The sequence below is a fragment of the Bacillus cereus group sp. BfR-BA-01492 genome (genome assembly GCF_022662815.1).
Taxonomy (GTDB): Bacteria; Bacillota; Bacilli; order Bacillales; family Bacillaceae_G; genus Bacillus_A; species Bacillus_A cereus_BD.
The window spans coordinates 177,912-197,365 of record NZ_JAKUEH010000006.1; the positions used below are offsets into that span (position 1 = coordinate 177,912).

Below are 19,454 nucleotides of genomic sequence, written 5' to 3' on the forward strand. Positions count from 1 at the left end.
TAAACTATATAAACTATGTTTCACTTCATATTTTTTCACCTTATTAACTAACTTTCAATCCCTCTTTTTCTGTCACTTCTGCATTTCTATTATGGAAATATACCCAAATACAAGCTATAAATAACAGCGCGGCAGTTGAAAAGAATACATATTGAAAACCAGCATGTGCGGCTATCTGCCCTCCAAGTACGGGACCAATCATATTTCCTAAAAATTGAAAGGATTGATTATATCCAAAAATACGTCCAGTTATGTGATTCGGTGTGTGTTTTTTTAGTAGCGTTTGTACAGAAGGTAATAATCCAGCTTGTGCAATTCCTAAAAGAAATCGTAAAATTAACAATTGCCAAGCAGAAGTCACAAAAGCTTGTGGAATAAAAACAATCCCTGCAACAAATAAAGCTACAATTAATGTTTTTTGCGGACCGATATGATCGGATAAACGTCCTAATCGAGGAGCTGCTAAAATTACAGCCAATCCTGTTGCGGACATGACTGCCCCCGCGATGGTTTCAATATGCGCTGTGTGCGCCCCCGCTAAATGCTTTACATATAATGTAATAATAGGTTGTATCGACATATTTGCAAGTTGAATTATAAATGTAGCCACAAATAAACTCATAATAAAATGTTTTGCTGGAATCATCGTCCATACTTTTTTCGGTTGCGCTTTTTTCGTTTGAACAGAACGATTTTCTTCCTTTAAAAAGAAAAAGACGATGATAAAGGATAGAAATAAAAAAGCTCCTGTTACTAAAAATACATGTCGCATACCAATTAACTCTGATAAATACCCACCGAGCATTGGTCCAAGTAAGGAACCACTAACCCCTCCAGTTGAGATTGTAGAAATCGCCCAACCAGAATGTTCTTTCGGTGTTTCTGCAGCAATAAATGTCATTGCTGTAGAAAGAAAACCAGATACCGCTCCCATTAAAAAGCGAAGGGCAACTAATTGATACACATTTGTCACAAATCCCATAAGCGTCATAATAATCGCCATACCGAGACTAGCACGAATAAGCATCAATTTCCGTCCATGTGTATCACCAAGTTTTCCCCATAAAGGCGATACAATGGCACCCATTAAAAATGTTACCCCGAATGCAATCCCTGACCACTGTGCGATATTAGAAGTTCCAGTCACGCCAAGTTTCTCAATATAGAAGGATAGGAAAGGAATTACTAAACTCATACCGGCTGCAGTGGTAAAACAACCAAGCCAACAAATCATTAAATTTCTTTTCCAGCTGGCCATTTTCACACCTTCTTTCTTAGATAACCATTCTACACCCTTTTCCTTGAAAAGTTTAGCAATATGACTCCTCTTACATAAGTCTTCTTTTCTCGCTAAATTTCGAAATAAAATAAAAAAGTTATGAATGGAGACATATCTCTATTCATAACTTTTTTATTTTTAATTGGAATATACTTCATCCTTCATCATAAATGATTCCAGTTTACAAAACAGTTCTAAAAGCACATGAATCGCTTGTTTCATACGTTCATCATAAGGAACATCCTTTGCTACATAAGATAAAAACTCTTCTGTACAATATACCCCATTACATATAGCCTCTTGCATTTGAATATCTTTTGGAATACTTGTTTCACTTCGGTCATTGTATAAACTAACCGCAAGTAAATATGCCATCGGGGGTAAAAGATGCTCTCCAAATTCAAGCATAAATGAAGATTTCAAAAGTGGATTTAAATAAAAATTCTTTTCATTTTTAAATTTGATCCCTTTAAAAAAAGAATGTTGATTATATTCATCACGAATTTTCAAAAAGTCGAGTAACGAAATGGTTCCGTGCTCCTCTATATGCTTAACTAAGCTTTTTTCTAACAAGTGAACTCCGTATGTGGATAAGACCGTTTGATGTATTCTTTTTATATATTGTCGTGCTATTTCTTGTTTCATTTCAATCTGTATCTCTTCATTTCCTAACATGGATTGAATACAAATGATTTCAAAATAGTATGCCATCATTTCGTTAACTAATTGTGTACTATCGTCAAAAAATGTATGTCCATAACTTTGGTTAAAATAAGCATGTCCCAATTCATGACATAGTACAAATAAACTATCCATATCATTATGATAGTTAAATAAAATTCTACTCTCTTTCATACTTGGAAAATAGTATGTTTTATTCACTTCAACATTATTATATACTTGTATAAAATTCTCCTCGAACATTCGCTCTATATAACGAACAAAATGATGTTTCCCAGCTTTCTCTAAACTTGTAACGATGAAATGTTTTGCCTCATCCAGTGTAATCATACTGCGTTCTTCTTCATTATATGATAAAAAATCTACGCCAATTTCATGAAATGAATTTGAAAACATCATAGATAAACTTTTCGTGAGTAATGTATGGAACTTCTTTTGTAATTCATTTTCGAGTATATGTAACGTTTCCTCTTTAACGCCAAAGACTTCCATGTAGTAATTTGGAATTTCTAAAGATAAATACTTCTTCTTACTGTTTACAAAAAATGAAAGCAGTGTATCACCATTCTGTTTCAATACTTCATAGATTTCGCTTTGCATTTTTTTCTTTTCTTCATAATCCTTCGTGTTACGAATCATTTCAAAAATTTCAAATATAGTGTATACCCCATCTTCATAATTTATTTTCATACTACGAATGAATTGTAGATATTGCTCGTATTCATCTTCATTGTCTTCTGGATCTTCCGTTTCTTCTATTTCATTCATCAGCTCTATAAATTTATTGTAGTGATCTTCTAACTGTAAGCTAGCAATTTGATCCATATAGAATAAAATATCAAATACTTGGTGCATAGATAAAATATCCATTTCTATTACTTTCGGGAGAATCGTCACTTTCTCTTTTTTATCAACAATATTTAAAATGAATTCTATCTTCCGAATTAATTGTTCTTGATCAAAAGGCATAATTCTTTGTAATGATTGAACGAATGGTTCTCTCGGGGTAGATTGACGGTTATGAGAAGTTTGAAATGTAATAAAGTCAAAATGATACCCACTTGGCACCGTACAACTGCTATTTGTTATATCCTCGAATAAAATCCGACTAATTATAAGCGAAACAGCTAGGCTTTGAATGATCGTCCCCCTATTTTCTCGAATAACATATTCTGTATGATAGTTTTGAAAACTCTCTTCAAGCAGTCTCTCTCCATCATTCCGTTTGCTTACATGAAACACTTTGACAAAATCATTATGATATCCCATCAAATAATATTGAATCTTTTCCTTATCACAATAATTCATTATATCTTTTTGCAATTGAAGTGAAGATTCATCAAAACATCCAAAAATATAATGTACATCATGTAAGTTTACTTGTAACAAATCGTTGATTGTTTCGATTTTCATATCATACACTTGAACCTTAACATATGGATCCATTTTCTTTAGTTTTTCTTGAATAACATGTATTTTTTTCTTGTTTATATCTTCTGTTTGAAATATTGTCTGCGCTCTAATATTTTTTAGTTGTACCGTATCAAAATCGATAACAATAATCTCTCCAACACCAAGTTTAGATAACGTCATACATAATGTTGCACCAATCGTTCCAGCCCCGATTACAACTGCTTTTATCTTGTTTATCTTTTGAACAATCGCATCTGCATGTATAGTAGAATCGTGTGTACTGAAATAATGAAAGTTTCTTATATTATATAATTGTTCCTCATCCATTTTTTCACAACGCTTTTCATATAACATTCCATTCTCATTTATAAATTGGAGAATATGATGTAACTCCTCATCCTCTATGTCGTTTTTATTTTTCCATTCCTGTATTTTTGTATGAACATCTTCTTTCGGGCTTTCTAAAATTTTTAATAAGGACCATAGTTTTTCAAATTCATTCACTTCAATCACTCGTTCTTCGCCATCGTAATAAACAATTTCATTTCTATTTGGATACCCTCTAAAATTCAAACTTGTTTTTAATCTCATCTTTTTCTCCCCATTCCATTGAAAAAGAAGGTGCTTGCACACCTTCTTTTTTCAGTCTAGCATAATAATAAACATACACATTGATTATCTTGTTGCGTAGCCTTTTTAACTTTCATTTTTAGTTTCATTTAAAAATCCCCCTTTTCAATTAATTGGTAATACAAGGGTATATTAGCAATTAATCCCACAACATTTCAATTCTTTTTCTTGTATTCAGAATTTTCAGATGTTGATAAACATTTTCTATTACTGGATATTTTTTACTTTCTTTTTTTATTTCCCACTCGTAATCTACCGAAAACAATACACTTTTTTATTTTATCAAGTAAAATATTTTATTAAGGAAATATAATATTTCCAAACATTTTCATGAATTTTATTTATATATGAAGAATTTACTGCAAAAATAAAAAGCTGCCCATGAAGATTCTCCTCCATGAACAGCATTTTCATCGTATAAATTGAAACTTTAATCAGTGGGGGTTTCTTCCTCCCCCCACTGATTATGAGCTCTCTCCTTTTATTATTGCTTCTTAAATCGAAATGTAGCCCCTGAATCATCAGATTCTATACTCCACTCGATTCGCATCTCTTTCGCCATAACGGCAATGATAGACAAGCCAATCCCAGCCCCTTTATTTTTAGAAGGCGTATTTTGAAACCCCGAACCACGGTCTATTATTGTGATCATTTCCTCTTCATAATCTATACATATTCCGATAAACTTTCCGATGCTTGCATGCCGAACAACATTTTGGATGACGTTATCTATCATTCTTTGAAACCAATTTTCATCAATATTCCAAAATAATTGTTTTTCAGGAATTTGAATATCTACTTCAAAACCTTCTTCCTCTAAACTATCGTACCACGATGCAATAATTTTTCGTATTAAACGTGTCATATCCGTATGCTTTGGGTAATATGGATATTTTTTAGCTGTAATGAGCGAATACGATAGTAAATTCTCTATTAACTCCGCTATATAATTGATCTTCTCATCCATTAATACCATCGTTTCCTGTCCCTTTATCGAAAATACTTCTCCCTTTAATGAATCGATTTGAGCTCGCATTGTCGTTAATGGTGTGCGCAAATCATGCGAGAGATCCGCTATTAATTTTCGGCGAAACTCTTCCTCTTGTTTCTCCTTTACTCTACTTTGTTGTAATGCCTCAATCATATGATTAAACGACTCTTCTAACAAACCAATCTCATCTTGTTTTGTTATTGAAATTTTAGATGGAAGTGTCTTATCTTTTGGAAGTTCCATCGCGTTTTGTAATTTTAACAATCTCTTTCTAATTTTAAGAAAAAAGATAACCGAAATGATAACAAATATCGTAAAACTTACAATAATAATCGTTTCAAAAATAAATTCATATCTTTCACGTATTTGAACAATGGGGGCCTGCATATATTTCCTTGGAACTTGAAATACCATAAACGCTTCTTTCTTCCCTTTTCCTATATAAGAAACAATTGTAAATGGGTCCCCAGCAAAACTTTTTTTCATAAATACGATTGCATCGCTTGCACTCCATACTTTAGGAATGTTTTGATGATCAGGTATTTGAAAAGTTGTTTTTCCATGACGATCTACCCAAAACATTGTTCCTTCTGGATATTTCTCTTTAAACCTCTGAAAAGCTTTTACAATTTCTTCAGGGTTGTCCTCATCTAAAGTTTCCGATTCATTTTTCCATTCTTTTTCTATTCGCTCACTAGAATACGAAGTAGAAAACTCTCCGGCTGTCCACTCAATTGTTTTCAAAAAAAGAAATGAACTGACCGGAAGAACTAAAGGTAACAATATAATTGCGATAAATATAATCAGTAAATACTTTCGTAATAGTGATGTACGTTTTATCATGCTTTACACCGATAACCAATCCCGCGTATTGTTTCTATAATTTGAGGAATGCTTGGATTTCTCTCTATTTTTTCGCGTAAATGTCGAATATGAACCATTAGCGATTTATCTCCTTCTATATAAGTCTCATTCCATACCGCTTCAAAAATCTGTTCCTTTGTTAATGTACGATTCAAATTCTTCATTAAGTAGAAAAAGATTTGATGCTGTTTCCCTGAAAGAACGATTTCTTCGCCTGTATCTGTATTCATAATTCGAAACTCTTTCATATATACTTGTAAATGTTTCACATGTTGCACTTCTGCTCCACTTTTATTGTATCGTCTTAATAAAACTTCAATGCGGGCTATTAACTCTTTTGGATGAAATGGTTTTGTTATATAATCATCAGCAAATGTTAGTCCGTATATTTTGTCTTCTAATGTCGTTCTTGCTGTTAACATCATAATCGGGGTATCTGTATACTCCTTTTTAAAACGTTGCCCTAGTGTAAACCCATCAAGTCCCGGCAACATAACATCTAAAACAATAATATCCGCCTGCTTACACTTTTCATTTGTACCTTCTTCTGAAGTAAACCACACAACGTTATATGCTTGCTTTTCTAATTCATTTTTCACCCACTCTCCAATTTCCAAATCATCCTCAATATATAAAACGTATGTCATTTTCTCACCTTCATATATAAATTTAACCTTTCTCTTCCATGATAAGGAATCTAGCAGCATTTGAAAACTAGCATACTCCTAAATTACACGATTCTGTATAATTTTAAACAAATCTTAAACTCCCTTAACATAATCATTAACCTTTCTTTTCTATACTTGATTTGAGGTGATCAAGAATGAGTTATATTGTAGAAACGAAAGGATTAACAAAAAGATATCGCAATAGCTATGCTGTAGATCATGTAGATTTACAAATTCCAAAAGGGGAAATATACGGTTTTCTCGGCCCAAATGGAGCTGGAAAAACAACTAGCATTCGGATGCTCTTAGGTCTTATAAAACCAACGAAGGGAACCGTTACAATATTTCAACAAGATTTAGCAAAAGAGCGCCTTTCTATCTTATCGAAAATTGGTGCTCTTGTGGAAACCCCCTCATATTACGCTCACTTAAATGCTATTGAAAATTTAGAAGTTTACCGTATTTTAAGAAATGTCCCGAAAAACAAAGTAGCAGAAGTACTCCAAATCGTAGGATTAGAGCATGCTGCAACACAAAAAGTAAAAGAATATTCATTAGGAATGAAACAACGTCTAGGAATTGCCATCGCTTTACTTGGCGACCCACAGCTATTACTTTTAGATGAACCAACAAATGGTCTTGACCCTGAGGGGATTCATGAAATTCGTACACTAATTAAGAAACTCGCACAAGAAAGAGGGATTACTATTCTTATATCTAGCCACTTATTAAGTGAAATAGATCAAATGGCAACCTATGTGGGAATTATCTCAAAAGGAAAACTCATTTTTCAGGACAAAATAGAAACATTACGCCGCCATGCTCAGCACTCTATTTCACTTGTAACAGATAAAACTGAAATTGCTTGGAAAATCATTTTAAGTAAAGGCATTCCGTCTATACTAGAAGAGAATCATATCATACTCTCAAATGTATCAAATAAAACTGTTGCAGAAACTGTAAAAACACTTGTAACTGAAAATATTTCCATATTTAGAATTGAAGAAAACAAAAAATCACTTGAAGAAATATTTTTGCAGCTTATAAAGGAGGAAGAGTCATATGTACAAACGTCTCTTTCAATCTGAGCTTTTAAAGATAAAAGGAAAATGGATTTGGTTTTTAATCTTTTTAGGACCAATAGGTGTTATTTCCCTTCAAGCGTGTAACTTTTTTCTTCGTTATGATTTTTTAATAGATAAGTATGTACAAGACTTGTGGGGTGGGCTTATTTCTGAAACACAATCACTTGCTCGCACAACTCTTATATTGGGAATTACCATTATTACATCTCTCATTGCACATATAGAACATCATTCTAGTTCATGGAAACATCTCCTATCTTTACCTATCAATAGGAGACATATTTTTCTCGTAAAATTTATATTAATCGTTTTTTTACTTACTATATCTTGCGCTTTATTATTCGCTGGTATAGTTGCTTTAGGGCTTACCTTACAATTCGATGCTGCTATACCATGGTTTTCTATATTTCAAATGAGTTTTTACCCATATTGGTCAGCACTACCCATTGTCGCTTTACAATTATGGCTTGCCATTCTATTCCAAAATCAAAGCGTGACATGCACAATTGGTTTATTAGGTAGCGTTTTCACTATGTTTTCCGTCTCACTTCCTAATTGGGTTCTATGGAGATGGCCAAGCTTACGTCTTGACTGGGGACCACCGCTTTTATGCGTGGTACTAGGAGGCATAGTTACACTTTGTATGTTAGTGATTGAAACAGAAATTTTTAATAGAAGGGATGTGTACAAATAATGATTTTACTAAATACAATGCGGGCTGAATTTTATAAAATTAAAAAAACAAAAATATGGATATTATTATTTTTAAGCCCTATTTTAGCAGGAGGAGTCGCCTATGCAAGCGGTTCACGCTACCCTGAATATCAACATTGGGAGTTAATTTATAATATCATGATAACAGTACATAGCATGCTACTTTTACCACTGTTAACAGGCATTTTCACGGCATTTATTTGCCGATATGAACATGCAAACGGGGGCTGGAAACAACTTCTCATACAACCTGTAACAAAATATCATACATATATCATAAAGTTTTTCTTTATCTTCACATTTATAAGTATCGTGCAAGTCCTTTTTATTATGAGTTTTGTTACTGCTGGACATCTGTTACATCTATCCGGTCCATTCCCGCTAACTCTAGTAATAAAAAGCGTTGTAGGTGGCTGTATTGCTACTTTACCTTTAATTGCCTTACAGCTATGGGTATCAACCATTTGGTCTAGCTTTGCAGCGCCAATTGCTTTAAATGTTATAGCTACTATCCCTGCTCTTATGATTGCAAATTCTGAACGGTTTGGTCCTTCCTACCCATGGGCCCAACCATTTCTTGCGATGCTACCGAAAGAAGATTCCCAACTACTATACATTTCTATGGAAACACTCATTTTTGTTGTAATGGGAAGTTTTGCACTTTTATTTATAGGTGGCTTCGTGCACTTTATAAAACATTCATATTAATTTTGTAGCAGCTACTAGATCGCCAATTTTCTTGGTCAGCATTTCGTGTTGTGAGTGTATGCTATAACAAATAAAAAGGAAAAGCCTGTGACAAAAGGCCATTTTTTACACCCCTTGTATCACAGGCTCTATTTTAATAAAAATAAATTATATCCATATATAATAGAAACAATCATTCCAACGACCAGTATTCCAGGTAATAAATTTGCAACTTTTATTTTAATGAATCCGAGTAAATTCAGTCCAATTGCAAAGATCATAGCCCCACCCGTTGCTGTCATTTCTATAATAAATTGATTCATTAATTGATCGGGTACAAAACGATTAATTTGCGTTGCAAATAGAGCGATTCCACCTTCATATAAAATAACTGGCACAGCCGAAAATAATACACCAATTCCAAGTGTTGTTGTTAAAATAAGGGAAATAAACCCATCTATAATCGCTTTTGTATAGAGGACATTATGGTTTCCGCGAATTCCGCTATCTAATGCGCCTAGTACCCCCATTGCCCCAATGGCAAAGATTAGCGTAGCTGTAACAAAACCTACAGATATACTTCCTTCTCCTTTGGAACCAACTTTCTTTTCTAACCAATTCCCTAACTCTTGTAGCTTTTCTTCTAAGCAAAGCCACTCCCCAACTACCGCCCCTATTACAAGGCTTAAAATAACAATGAGAAAGTTTTCGCTTTTCATTCCCATTTGTAATCCTAGTACAGTAACTGCTAAACCAATCGCATGCATGACGGTTCCTTTCATACTTTCAGGAATATTACTTAATACTTTCCCTAATAATGTGCCGATTATAATACATATTCCATTTACAATTGCTCCCAATATAACCATTCTTTCTTCCTCTCTCTAAGACTTTATTTTTTAACCTTTCAGGTGAAGTCTTCTAATATGAAGCGATAAAACACTCACAATCATGACCAAAAGCTTTCAATTTGTATTCCCTATTACTTACGTAACGATTTAATATTACGAATTTTCATTAAACAATTCAACTAGCATAAATAACAAAGGTAAAAATAAGAAAGAGAGCTTACCATTTTCGCTCTCTTTCTCTTTATTTATTAAGTTAACAAATCAAACAAAACAGGATTTTTGTTCAGTTCCAGAAATTGAATATGATTTTCCTTAAAACGAGCAATAAGTGGCTCATAATCTTCTTTATGTTTTAACTCTACACCGACAAGTGCAGGACCATTTTCTTTATTATGCTTCTTAATATACTCAAAACGAGTAATATCATTCTCTGGTCCTAATCCTTTATCAAGGAACTCTCGCAACGCCCCTGATCGCTGCGGAAATTCAATAATAAAATAATGTTTTACCCCTTCGTAAATAAGAGAGCGTTCTTTCATTTCTTGCATTCGATCAATATCATTATTTCCACCGCTTAACACACAAACGACTGTTTTTCCTTTTATTTCATCTTTATAAAAATCAAGCGCTGCAATCGAGAGAGCTCCGGCAGGTTCTGCAACAATTGCATTCTTCTTATACAATTCTAAAATCGTTGTACAAATTTTCCCTTCAGGAACTAGGACAATATCATCTAACACATCTTTACAAGTCTCAAAGGTTAGCTTTCCTACTTTCTTTACCGCTGCACCATCTACAAAACTATCAATCATTTCTAGCGTTACATTTTCATTTTGTAAAAAAGCTTCTTTCATCGACGCTGCTCCTTTAGGTTCCACACCGATTACTTTTGTATTTGGACTCACTCCCTTTACATATGTACCGATGCCAGAAGCGAGACCCCCACCGCCAATTGCTGTAAATACATAATCAATCGTTTTTTCCGTATCATGTAAAATCTCGACTGCCACTGTTCCTTGACCGGCAATTACGTGTGGATCATCGAAAGGATGTACAAATGTCATGCCATTTTCTTCACAATAGCGCTGCGCTTCTTGAAAGGAACTATCAAATGTATCACCAACTAACATAATGTCTGCCACATCACCACCGAAAAATTTGACTTGCGATACTTTCTGCTTCGGCGTTGTCATTGGCATAAAAATTTTTGCCGAAATCTTCAATAAATTACACGTATACGCAACGCCTTGTGCATGATTGCCAGCACTTGCGCACACAACTCCGTTTTGCAACTCCTCTTTTGATAAGCTCTGAATTAAATTGTAAGCACCGCGAATTTTAAAGGAGCGGATCACTTGTAAATCTTCTCTTTTCACATATACTTCACATTCATATTTCTCAGATAACACTGAATCTCGTTGAAGCTGTGTTTTATTGATAATATCCTTTAAACAATTATGAGCCATCAGGATATCTTCAATTTTTACTCTCTCCTTTACCTTATGCACCATTTCCTATCATTCCTTATCTCTTTTTTCTATCATTCAATCAAAGTTTTTTATTTTCAGTACTGCCCCAGTATTTGCTGATGTAACCATCTGGGCATAACGGCCAAGCCATCCTGTTTTTACTTTCGGCTTTGGTCTTTTCCATTCTTTTCGGCGTTTCGCTAATTCCTCATCGCTCACTTTCACTTCTAGTAAACGCTCTTCTACATCAATACAAACGATATCTCCTTGTTGAAGAAGTGCAATTTCCCCGCCCGCAGCAGCTTCTGGAGAAATATGCCCGACAGAAATACCTCGTGATGCCCCTGAAAAACGGCCATCTGTTAAAAGTGCTACGTCAGCTCCTAGTCCCATACCAGCAATTGCTGATGTTGGAGCTAACATTTCTGGCATACCAGGCCCCCCTCTTGGCCCTTCATAACGAATAACTACAACATCTCCTTTTTTTACTTTACCAAGCATAATCCCCGCAAGTGCTTCATCTTGTGAATTAAAAATAACACACGGGCCTTCAAAGCGTTTTACTTCTGTCGCACCACTTTTAATAACAGCGCCATCTTTTGCGAGGTTTCCTTTTAATATACGTAACCCACCCTCTTTGCTATGAGGGTTTTCAAGAGAATGAATGACTTCTTTATCCTGAATTTCAGCATCAGCAATATTTTCTCTTAACGTTTTCCCTGTAACTGTTATACGATCTAAGTGCAGTACTCCTTCTTTTCTACTTAATTCTTTTAAAATGGCACTCATACCACCCGCACGATCGATATCTTCCATATGCCAATTTGAGGCTGGGCTTACTTTACATAAATGAGGAACTTTCCTTGAAACTGCATCAATCCGGTTCATGTCATAGTCTAATCCTGCTTCTTGAGCAATTGCTAACGTATGTAATACTGTATTTGTGGATCCTCCCATTGCCATGTCAAGTGCAAACGCGTCATCAATGGCTTCTTCTATGATGATATCTCTCGGTTTAATATCACGCTCAATTAAAATTTTTAAACTCTCCGCTGCTTGTTGAATTAACTGTTCTCGGCGCGAGTCTGTCGCTAAGATGCTTCCATTTCCCGGGAGGGCTAATCCTAATACTTCACATAGACAGTTCATCGAATTTGCTGTAAACATACCCGAACAAGAACCACAAGATGGACAGCTGTGATCTTCAATATCTTTTAATTCTTCCTCTGAAATTTTTCCAGATTGATAAGCGCCTACGCCTTCAAAAACAGAACTTAAGTCAACAACCTCTCCTTTTGATGTCTTTCCTGCTGCCATTGGTCCTCCTGAAACAAAAACCGTTGGAATATTAATCCGCATCGCAGCCATCATCATGCCAGGTGTAATTTTGTCACAGTTCGGAATACAAATCATGCCATCAAACCAATGTGCATTGACTACTGTTTCCACTGAATCAGCAATAATCTCACGGCTTGGAAGTGAATAGCGCATGCCGATATGTCCCATTGCGATCCCGTCATCGACTCCAATTGTATTAAATTCAAATGGAACCATTCCTGCCGCACGTACAGCTTCCTTTACAAGACGACCAAATTCATTTAAATGTTTATGCCCAGGAATAATTTCAATAAAAGAATTACAAATCGCTACAAACGGTTTATGAAAGTCTTCATCTTTGAGCCCGGTTGCTTTTAATAAACTGCGATGCGGCGCTTTATCAAAACCTTTTTTAATCATGTCACTTCTCATATTTTCAAGTCCTTTCCACGTACATTTTTGCTCTGCTGTTTATTTTTTACTAATTTTTTGTTTCTAGCGGCTGAATCCAAGACATCCTTTCACGAAGTTCTGCTCTTATCTTTTCTAGCTGATGATGTTGCTCTTCCTTTTTCATCGTATGATACGCCTTACGTCCAGTTTGATTTTCTAACAACCCTTTTCCCCTAAATTCTCCTTGCTGAATTTCGGTAAGAACACATTTCATTTCTTTCTTCATTTCATCTGTTACAATTCGTGATCCTGTTACATAATCGCCAAATTCTGCTATGTTTGAAATAGAATGACGCATGTTTGTCAATCCGCCTGCATACATGAAATCGACATACTCTCTTTATCATATATTTACTTGCAAAACATCTATTAACTTTTTTAATTGACCCACTAATACATGTGCTTCATTTTCAGTACAAATAGCTGTTACTTTCATATGAGAAATATTTCTTGGAGCACTTTCCTTTAAATCTAAAGAAGAAATATTGTAACCACGCCGAGCAAATATACCACTGACGCGTAATAAAACCCCTGGATCATTATTTACAACCATTGAAAAAGTATAATTCATTCGTCCCACCTCTTGAAATCCGTCTTTCCCCAGGAGAGACTTAGCTACTTGTCCAGTAATCACAACAAGTGGAATCGAATCCATATAAGCGTCAGCTAAACCGGTTACTAAGTTTGGTGCTCCTGGGCCGGAGGTAGCAAATACTACCACCACCTCTCCAGAAGCTCTTGCATATCCTTCTGCTCCGTGAATCGCCGCCTGTTCATGACGCGTTAAAATATGTTTTAAGCCGCTTCCATAAAGCGCATCATACACTGGTAAAATAGCTCCTCCCGGATAACTAAATACGGTTGTTACACCTAATTTTTTCAAGCATTGAATAACATGACTTGCACCGTTCACTTTCCCTTATTCCAACTTCTCTGTCTTACAAACTGTATGCCGGGCTTACATTTTCTTAACTCCTTTCCTATCTTCTATGCCAAACTCTCCGCTAGTCCTGGAACACGTACTCCTCGTTCTCTCGTTAATCGTTTAAACGCTTCGGTTAATTGTTTCGTTACCTCTCCAGGCTTTCCATCTCCAATTTCTCTTGCATCAACTTTTACAACTGGAATTAATTCAGCCGCAGTTCCTGTTAAAAATACTTCATCAGCTACATATACATCGTGGCGGGTAAACGGTCTTTCTTCACATGGAAGTCCCAATTTGTCACAAAGTTCAATCACGCTATTGCGAGTAACTCCTTCCAATGCCCCTAAGTAAGAAGGCGGTGTTACTACTTTTCCATCTTTCACTACAAAAACATTGTCTCCTGACCCTTCACAAACATATCCTTGTTGATTTAACATAAGCGCTTCTAGTGCACCCGATTGTGCTGCTTCAATTTTCACTAGTACGTTATTTAAATAATTCATTGACTTAATACGTGGATCTAATGCATCTGGCATATTCCGGCGAGATGCAACCGATACGACGCTCAGACCATTATCATAAAATTCTTGGGGAAATAATTTCAATTGTTCTGCAATAATGATAACGCTTGGCTTTTCGCAGCTTCTTGGATCCAGCCCTAAATCTCCCTTTCCTCTTGAAACAATTAGTCGAATATATGCATCGGCGTATCCATTTTTTTGTAACGTCTGTAAAACAGCTTTTTCCATTTCTTCCGCTGTCATTGGAATCATGAGCAAAATAGATTTTGCAGATTCATATAACCGCTTTACATGCTCTTTTAAACAAAAGACATTTCCACCGTAACTACGAATTCCTTCAAATACACCGTCTCCATATAAAAATCCATGATCATATACCGAAACAACAGCCTTTTCCTTCTCTACTAATTCCCCATTCATATAGATATACTGCTTTTTCATCTTACATCGCTCCTCTTTTTGATCTCTTTATGCAATCTATCTTTAAATCGATTGCTGAGAAGAATACACAAAGACTAAACATTCTGTATATTATCCATAAAAATATACTCGTCTCAGCAATCGATTTTTTACAACTTGTAGCAACCCATTGCTGAGACGAGGGAATCGCGGTACCACTCAGCTTCCTTATACTCCTTGCGAAATATAAGCTCAATAAGTCCAAATATAGACTTTTGTTCTGCTATCGGAAACAACTCCGCTACTCTCTACTCGTTTCCTTTCGTGAGTAGTGCTCTGAGGTGATTTTCAATCGATAGATTTGTACCACCCTTACAGCCACGGGGTAGCTCTCTGAAACACTCATCATCATCATCTACTTTCCTCTTCTTCACATTCCTGTATTTTTTAAATAAAAACTCTCGCCTCAGCAATCAATCTCTACTCACTAGTAGATTTGATTGCTGAGGCGAGAGTTTCGCGGTACCACTCAGCTTCCTTATACTCCTCACGAAATATAAGCTCAGTAGGTCCTATCAGACCTTCGTCCATTTATCGGAGACGAGCCCGTCGCTCTCTACTCAGTTTCCCTTTCGCAAGCAATGCTCCAAGGTGATTTTCAATGATTTGCTTGTTACCGCCCTCACAGCCACGGGGCAGCTCTCTGAAACACTCATCATCATCTACTTTCCTCTTCTTCGCATATAAAATATAATAAAGTTAGAAAATTCAGAATTCACTTTCAAGTTATTATACGTATTATAGAACTTTCTCTTTTTCATTGTCAATATATTTTCCAAAAATTTATTTTTAAAAATAGAACTAGAATGTATTTTATTAGATATTTCTTAATCTTTTTTATTGCATAATAAAATATTTTATATAATACTTAATAAACCCATCTATTTAGGAGGTATTATAAACATGACAAAGAAAGCATTCGAACTCGCAACCTTTGCCGGTGGCTGCTTTTGGTGTATGGTAAAACCATTTGATGAACTTCCGGGTATTCAAAAAGTTGTTTCAGGCTATACTGGTGGACATATTCCAAATCCAACATATGAACAAGTAAAATCTGGTACATCCGGGCATTTAGAGGTTGTTCAAATTACATTCGATCCTTCTATTTTTCCTTATCAAAAATTACTAGACTTATATTGGTCGCAAATTGATCCAACTGATGATGGCGGACAATTTTTTGATCGTGGTCCATCTTATCGCACAGCAATTTTCTATCACAATGAAATCCAAAAAGAACTCGCTGAGAAGTCAAAACAATCGCTTGCTACTAGCGGTATATTTAACGATCCAATCGTAACAGAAATTCGCCCAGCTGCACCTTTTTATGAAGCAGAAGAATACCATCAGCATTTCTACAAGAAAAATCCAGAAAAATATGCTCAGGAGCGAAAAGAGTCTGGACGTGAAGATTTTATAAAAGCAAATTGGCAGAAGAAATAATAAAAGGACGAAAAAATCGTCCTTTATTTCTTAAGTCTCTCAATAAAATCATGTAATTTATCTAAAGAAGTCATATTTTGATTACACGCTATACTATCTTGACAAATATAATTTCCCTTTTTAACAAACGTTCCTGGTACATCTCCTTTTATTTCAACTAAAAACATACCTACCTCTTCATGCCCATGACATAGTGCACAAATCCCTTTTTTATTTGTACTTTGAAACGTCCCATGAACGCCAACTAATTTATTATTCTTTTTTGCTATAATAAACCTTTTTCCCGTTCCCTTATCAGTCCAACCTAAATATGACATTTCTTTCATGTTTACTTCTTCCATTTCAGGAAGCTTTAATTTTTTCACTTTAGGAAATAATTTTTTTAATGCTTGTGGGGTAACTTCTTGAAATGGTATAACATACGGATTCAATTTAAGCAAAAATGCTTCCGCATCTTCTCTATTTTCAACTGTCAAAATTGTTTCAACTAATTCTTTCTGTTCACTATTTAAATTTTCAAAGGCGTGTAATACTTTTTCAATTGCAAGGGATTTCAAAGCCGTAATGACCCCTCTATCGTTTGCTGTTGCATGTCCATGCACAAGAATATGAGTTTGTGATTTTATAAAATTATATTGATCACTTCTAATAAATGCTTCCATCGTTATCACTCCATACAAATTATCAATCTGTTTTTATTGTATATAATACCTTTCTTTTATAAAATACCAAAAATAATTCATAAACAAACTATACATAAAAAAGCACTGATTATTTCAAAAGAATAATCAGTGCTTTTTACTATGATTTGGAATACACAATTTTTTTTATTGTTTCTACAGAAAGAAAATATTCTTCTGCTAATTGATAGATAGAAATTCCGTTTTCAAAAGCTTCTTTTATCTTTCGATTTCGCATATCGATTTGTTTTCTTCCCCCAGATCGTGTCCCCCATTTATAATGTTCAGTTTCTTGTTTTGGAATGTAAATTGTTTCACCCTGTACATATTTTTGAATTTCTGCAATTAAACTTTCTGGTAAAACAGCTGTCGCTTTTACGTATCCCATGTTTGCTCGCCCCTTATTTCGTATGATTCATTTCAATAAGGGCAAAGCCAAATACAAAAATATACGAGCTCAATTTGGCGATTGTATATACATTGTCTACCTCACGCAAAGTATCGCCATTTCCATACTTGGCTTTGCATGAGACGCTGCAGTGTCCGGCAATTGTATCATAATCACCATAAAAACACCTCCAATATACCATTTATGGTCTCATTATATGATATTTTTTTCCTTCTTGCATCTTTATATATTTGCCTCTTATGATTTGGAACTTATAAGCTTATGAACTCACGAACATACCAATTGTTTAGCCTGTTAACATAGCAATCACAATAAACAAATTACAAACAAAATGATTTGATGACGAAAAAGCCCTAGCAGAATATTCCGCTAGGACCTTTTTTAAATCACTCCAATTACATTTAAAAATACAATAATAATAGCAATTGGTGCAATATAACGAAGTAAGAATAACCATATTATGAATAATGTATATCCTTTATGTTTACTTACACCAAGCTCTCTCATTAATACATCTTTCTTCATTTTTAATGGAACGAATATAGAAACTAACAATACACCAAGCGGCATGAGTACATTACTTACTGAAAAGTCTGCTAAATCGAAAACTGTCTTTCCAAAAACTTTAACATCACTTAATACACCGTATGATAATGCCGATGGAATACCTACTACAAAAATCAATAATCCTACAATGATTGCAAACTTTTCCCGTCTTCCATTTCCTTTTGCTGTTAAAGATGCAACGCTAATTTCTAACATAGAAATGGCTGACGTAACTGTTGCAAAGAAGAATAGTAATAAGAAAAGAACGAAGAATACTTTTCCGAACACCATTTTACTGAAAATGGCAGGTAATACGATAAATAATAATCCTGGTCCTTGGGACGGTTCCATTCCAAATGCGAATACAACTGGGAAAATAGCAAGTCCTGCAAGCAATGTAATAATAAGTGTTAATCCTACAATTGAAAATGCCGAACGCGGTAGACTTTCTTCCTTCGGTAAGTATGAACTATACGTTACCATTACTGCTACACCAACAGATAATGAAAAGAACGATTGGCCCATTGCATATAAAATAACTTCCGATGTCACATTTGAGAAATCTGGTTGCAGGAAGAAACGAACTCCTTTTCCAGCTCCCTCTAATGTAAGAGCACGAATAATTAATATAAAGAATAAAACAAAGAGCGCAGGCATAAAATATTTATTTACTTTTTCCACACCGTTTTGTACACCTTTGCTTACAATGAAAATGGTCATAAGAATAAATAATAACTGTGAGCCAACTGCTAAATAAGAATTGGAAATGATTTCACCAAATGTTGCTTCATATGCGCCATTTCCTTCCCATAACCTTCCTGTAACTGCATTCCATAAATATAATAAAATCCAACCGCCTACTACACTATAGAATGAAAGTAATATGAAACATGTTACAACACCTAATTTACCTAACCATGGCCATAATGTTTTAGGAGCAATTTGTCTATATGCATCAACGGCTTCTTTTTGTGTACTCCTCCCAATTACAAATTCAGCTAATAAGAGCGGTAAACCAATTAATAATGTAAAACCGATAAAAATAAGAAAGAATGCTCCGCCGCCTCCAATTCCGGCCATATAAGGGAACTTCCAAATTGCCCCAAGGCCAATTGCTGAACCTGCAGCAGCTAATACGAAACCTAATTTCGATGTCCATTGCTGTGAATTCATATTGTAATCTCCTCTCTGTTTCTCTTTATTCATTGCGTTCTAACATTAGCTATTTCTAGTAGAATCTCCTCCTCTTTAAATAAAAAACATCCCTACGCATTTGCGTAGGGACGATTAAAATATCGCGGTACCACCCTAGTTATGAAGACACAACGACAGTGAACCTTAAATAAAAAACGCCCCTACGTAAATACGTAGG

General features: G+C 34.9%; 17 protein-coding genes, 1 pseudogene and 3 other annotated features (1 of these 21 only partly in view). Of the genes and pseudogenes, 4 read left to right on the forward strand and 14 right to left on the reverse strand.

Going from position 1 to position 19,454, the window contains the following annotated elements; translation table 11 throughout:
- Positions 1-43: 43 nt before the first annotated feature.
- The 4 genes from MR063_RS10395 to MR063_RS10410 all read right to left on the reverse strand — a co-directional run bounded on the left by MR063_RS10395 (position 44) and on the right by MR063_RS10410 (position 6,505).
- Positions 44-1,258, reverse strand: a complete 1,215-nt coding sequence (locus MR063_RS10395) for a multidrug efflux MFS transporter (RefSeq protein WP_242145794.1) — start codon at positions 1,256-1,258, stop codon at positions 44-46.
- A gap of 159 nt (positions 1,259-1,417) precedes the next feature.
- Entirely contained in the window at positions 1,418-3,964 is a 2,547-nt protein-coding gene (locus MR063_RS10400) for a ThiF family adenylyltransferase (RefSeq protein WP_242197320.1), read from the reverse strand.
- A gap of 523 nt (positions 3,965-4,487) precedes the next feature.
- Positions 4,488-5,837: a sensor histidine kinase gene (locus MR063_RS10405; RefSeq protein WP_242197323.1), complete on the reverse strand. Its 1,350-nt coding sequence runs from the start codon at positions 5,835-5,837 to the stop codon at positions 4,488-4,490.
- Complete coding sequence (locus MR063_RS10410) at positions 5,834-6,505, reverse strand: response regulator transcription factor (protein WP_242197325.1); 672 nt, start codon at positions 6,503-6,505, stop codon at positions 5,834-5,836. Before MR063_RS10410 ends, MR063_RS10405 begins: the two co-directional genes overlap by 4 nt.
- 176 nt (positions 6,506-6,681) lie before the next feature.
- Between MR063_RS10410 and MR063_RS10415 the strand changes: the two genes are divergently transcribed.
- From MR063_RS10415 to MR063_RS10425, 3 genes are read left to right on the forward strand one after another with little or no spacing between them, the layout of a single operon-like run.
- Complete coding sequence (locus tag MR063_RS10415) at positions 6,682-7,614, forward strand: ABC transporter ATP-binding protein (protein ID WP_242197328.1); 933 nt, start codon at positions 6,682-6,684, stop codon at positions 7,612-7,614.
- Positions 7,589-8,305 carry an ABC transporter permease gene (locus MR063_RS10420; RefSeq protein ID WP_242197331.1) on the forward strand — a complete coding sequence of 239 codons (717 nt, stop codon included), beginning with the start codon at positions 7,589-7,591 and terminating at the stop codon, positions 8,303-8,305. Before MR063_RS10415 ends, MR063_RS10420 begins: the two co-directional genes overlap by 26 nt.
- Positions 8,306-8,322: 17 nt before the next feature.
- Positions 8,323-9,033 carry an ABC transporter permease gene (locus tag MR063_RS10425; protein ID WP_242197334.1) on the forward strand — a complete coding sequence of 237 codons (711 nt, stop codon included), beginning with the start codon at positions 8,323-8,325 and terminating at the stop codon, positions 9,031-9,033.
- A 128-nt stretch (positions 9,034-9,161) separates the two neighbouring features.
- Here the strand turns inward: MR063_RS10425 and MR063_RS10430 are convergent, their stop codons facing one another.
- The 6 genes and pseudogenes from MR063_RS10430 to ilvE form a co-directional block, all read right to left on the reverse strand.
- Complete coding sequence (locus MR063_RS10430) at positions 9,162-9,881, reverse strand: DUF554 domain-containing protein (protein WP_242197337.1); 720 nt, start codon at positions 9,879-9,881, stop codon at positions 9,162-9,164.
- A gap of 230 nt (positions 9,882-10,111) precedes the next feature.
- Complete coding sequence (ilvA, locus tag MR063_RS10435; protein ID WP_242197340.1) at positions 10,112-11,374, reverse strand: threonine ammonia-lyase IlvA; 1,263 nt, start codon at positions 11,372-11,374, stop codon at positions 10,112-10,114.
- Between the two features lie 33 nt (positions 11,375-11,407).
- A complete protein-coding gene (gene ilvD, locus MR063_RS10440; protein ID WP_242197343.1) occupies positions 11,408-13,081 on the reverse strand; it encodes a dihydroxy-acid dehydratase in 1,674 nt (557 codons plus the stop codon).
- Positions 13,078-13,433 (reverse strand): annotated as a pseudogene (locus MR063_RS10445) (hypothetical protein); the annotation flags it as partial. The pseudogene MR063_RS10445 and the gene ilvD, both read right to left, overlap by 4 nt.
- Positions 13,434-13,445: 12 nt before the next feature.
- Positions 13,446-14,015 (reverse strand): ACT domain-containing protein, encoded by a 570-nt coding sequence (locus MR063_RS22125; RefSeq protein ID WP_396021830.1) that lies wholly within the window; start codon positions 14,013-14,015, stop codon positions 13,446-13,448.
- Between the two features lie 74 nt (positions 14,016-14,089).
- Entirely contained in the window at positions 14,090-14,989 is a 900-nt protein-coding gene (ilvE, locus tag MR063_RS10460; RefSeq protein WP_242197346.1) for a branched-chain-amino-acid transaminase, read from the reverse strand.
- 149 nt (positions 14,990-15,138) lie between these two features.
- Positions 15,139-15,387 (reverse strand) — a binding site (T-box leader).
- A 61-nt stretch (positions 15,388-15,448) separates the two neighbouring features.
- Positions 15,449-15,694, reverse strand: a binding site (T-box leader).
- A 216-nt stretch (positions 15,695-15,910) separates the two neighbouring features.
- Between ilvE and msrA the strand changes: the two genes are divergently transcribed.
- Positions 15,911-16,447 carry a peptide-methionine (S)-S-oxide reductase MsrA gene (gene msrA / locus MR063_RS10465; RefSeq protein WP_242197349.1) on the forward strand — a complete coding sequence of 179 codons (537 nt, stop codon included), beginning with the start codon at positions 15,911-15,913 and terminating at the stop codon, positions 16,445-16,447.
- A gap of 23 nt (positions 16,448-16,470) precedes the next feature.
- Here msrA and MR063_RS10470 read toward each other — a convergent pair whose 3' ends face one another.
- The 4 genes from MR063_RS10470 to MR063_RS10485 all read right to left on the reverse strand — a co-directional run bounded on the left by MR063_RS10470 (position 16,471) and on the right by MR063_RS10485 (position 19,255).
- On the reverse strand, positions 16,471-17,109 hold the full coding sequence (locus MR063_RS10470; RefSeq protein WP_242145782.1) for a FusB/FusC family EF-G-binding protein: 639 nt from the start codon (positions 17,107-17,109) through the stop codon (positions 16,471-16,473).
- 139 nt (positions 17,110-17,248) lie between these two features.
- On the reverse strand, positions 17,249-17,515 hold the full coding sequence (locus MR063_RS10475) for a CD3324 family protein (protein WP_242145781.1): 267 nt from the start codon (positions 17,513-17,515) through the stop codon (positions 17,249-17,251).
- A gap of 13 nt (positions 17,516-17,528) precedes the next feature.
- The gene (locus MR063_RS10480; protein ID WP_242145780.1) at positions 17,529-17,717 is read right to left on the reverse strand and encodes a hypothetical protein; all 189 of its coding nucleotides are present in this window, start codon (positions 17,715-17,717) and stop codon (positions 17,529-17,531) included.
- Between the two features lie 200 nt (positions 17,718-17,917).
- Positions 17,918-19,255 (reverse strand): sodium-dependent transporter, encoded by a 1,338-nt coding sequence (locus tag MR063_RS10485; protein WP_242197352.1) that lies wholly within the window; start codon positions 19,253-19,255, stop codon positions 17,918-17,920.
- A gap of 193 nt (positions 19,256-19,448) precedes the next feature.
- Positions 19,449-19,454 (reverse strand) — a binding site (T-box leader) (it continues 218 nt past the right edge of the window).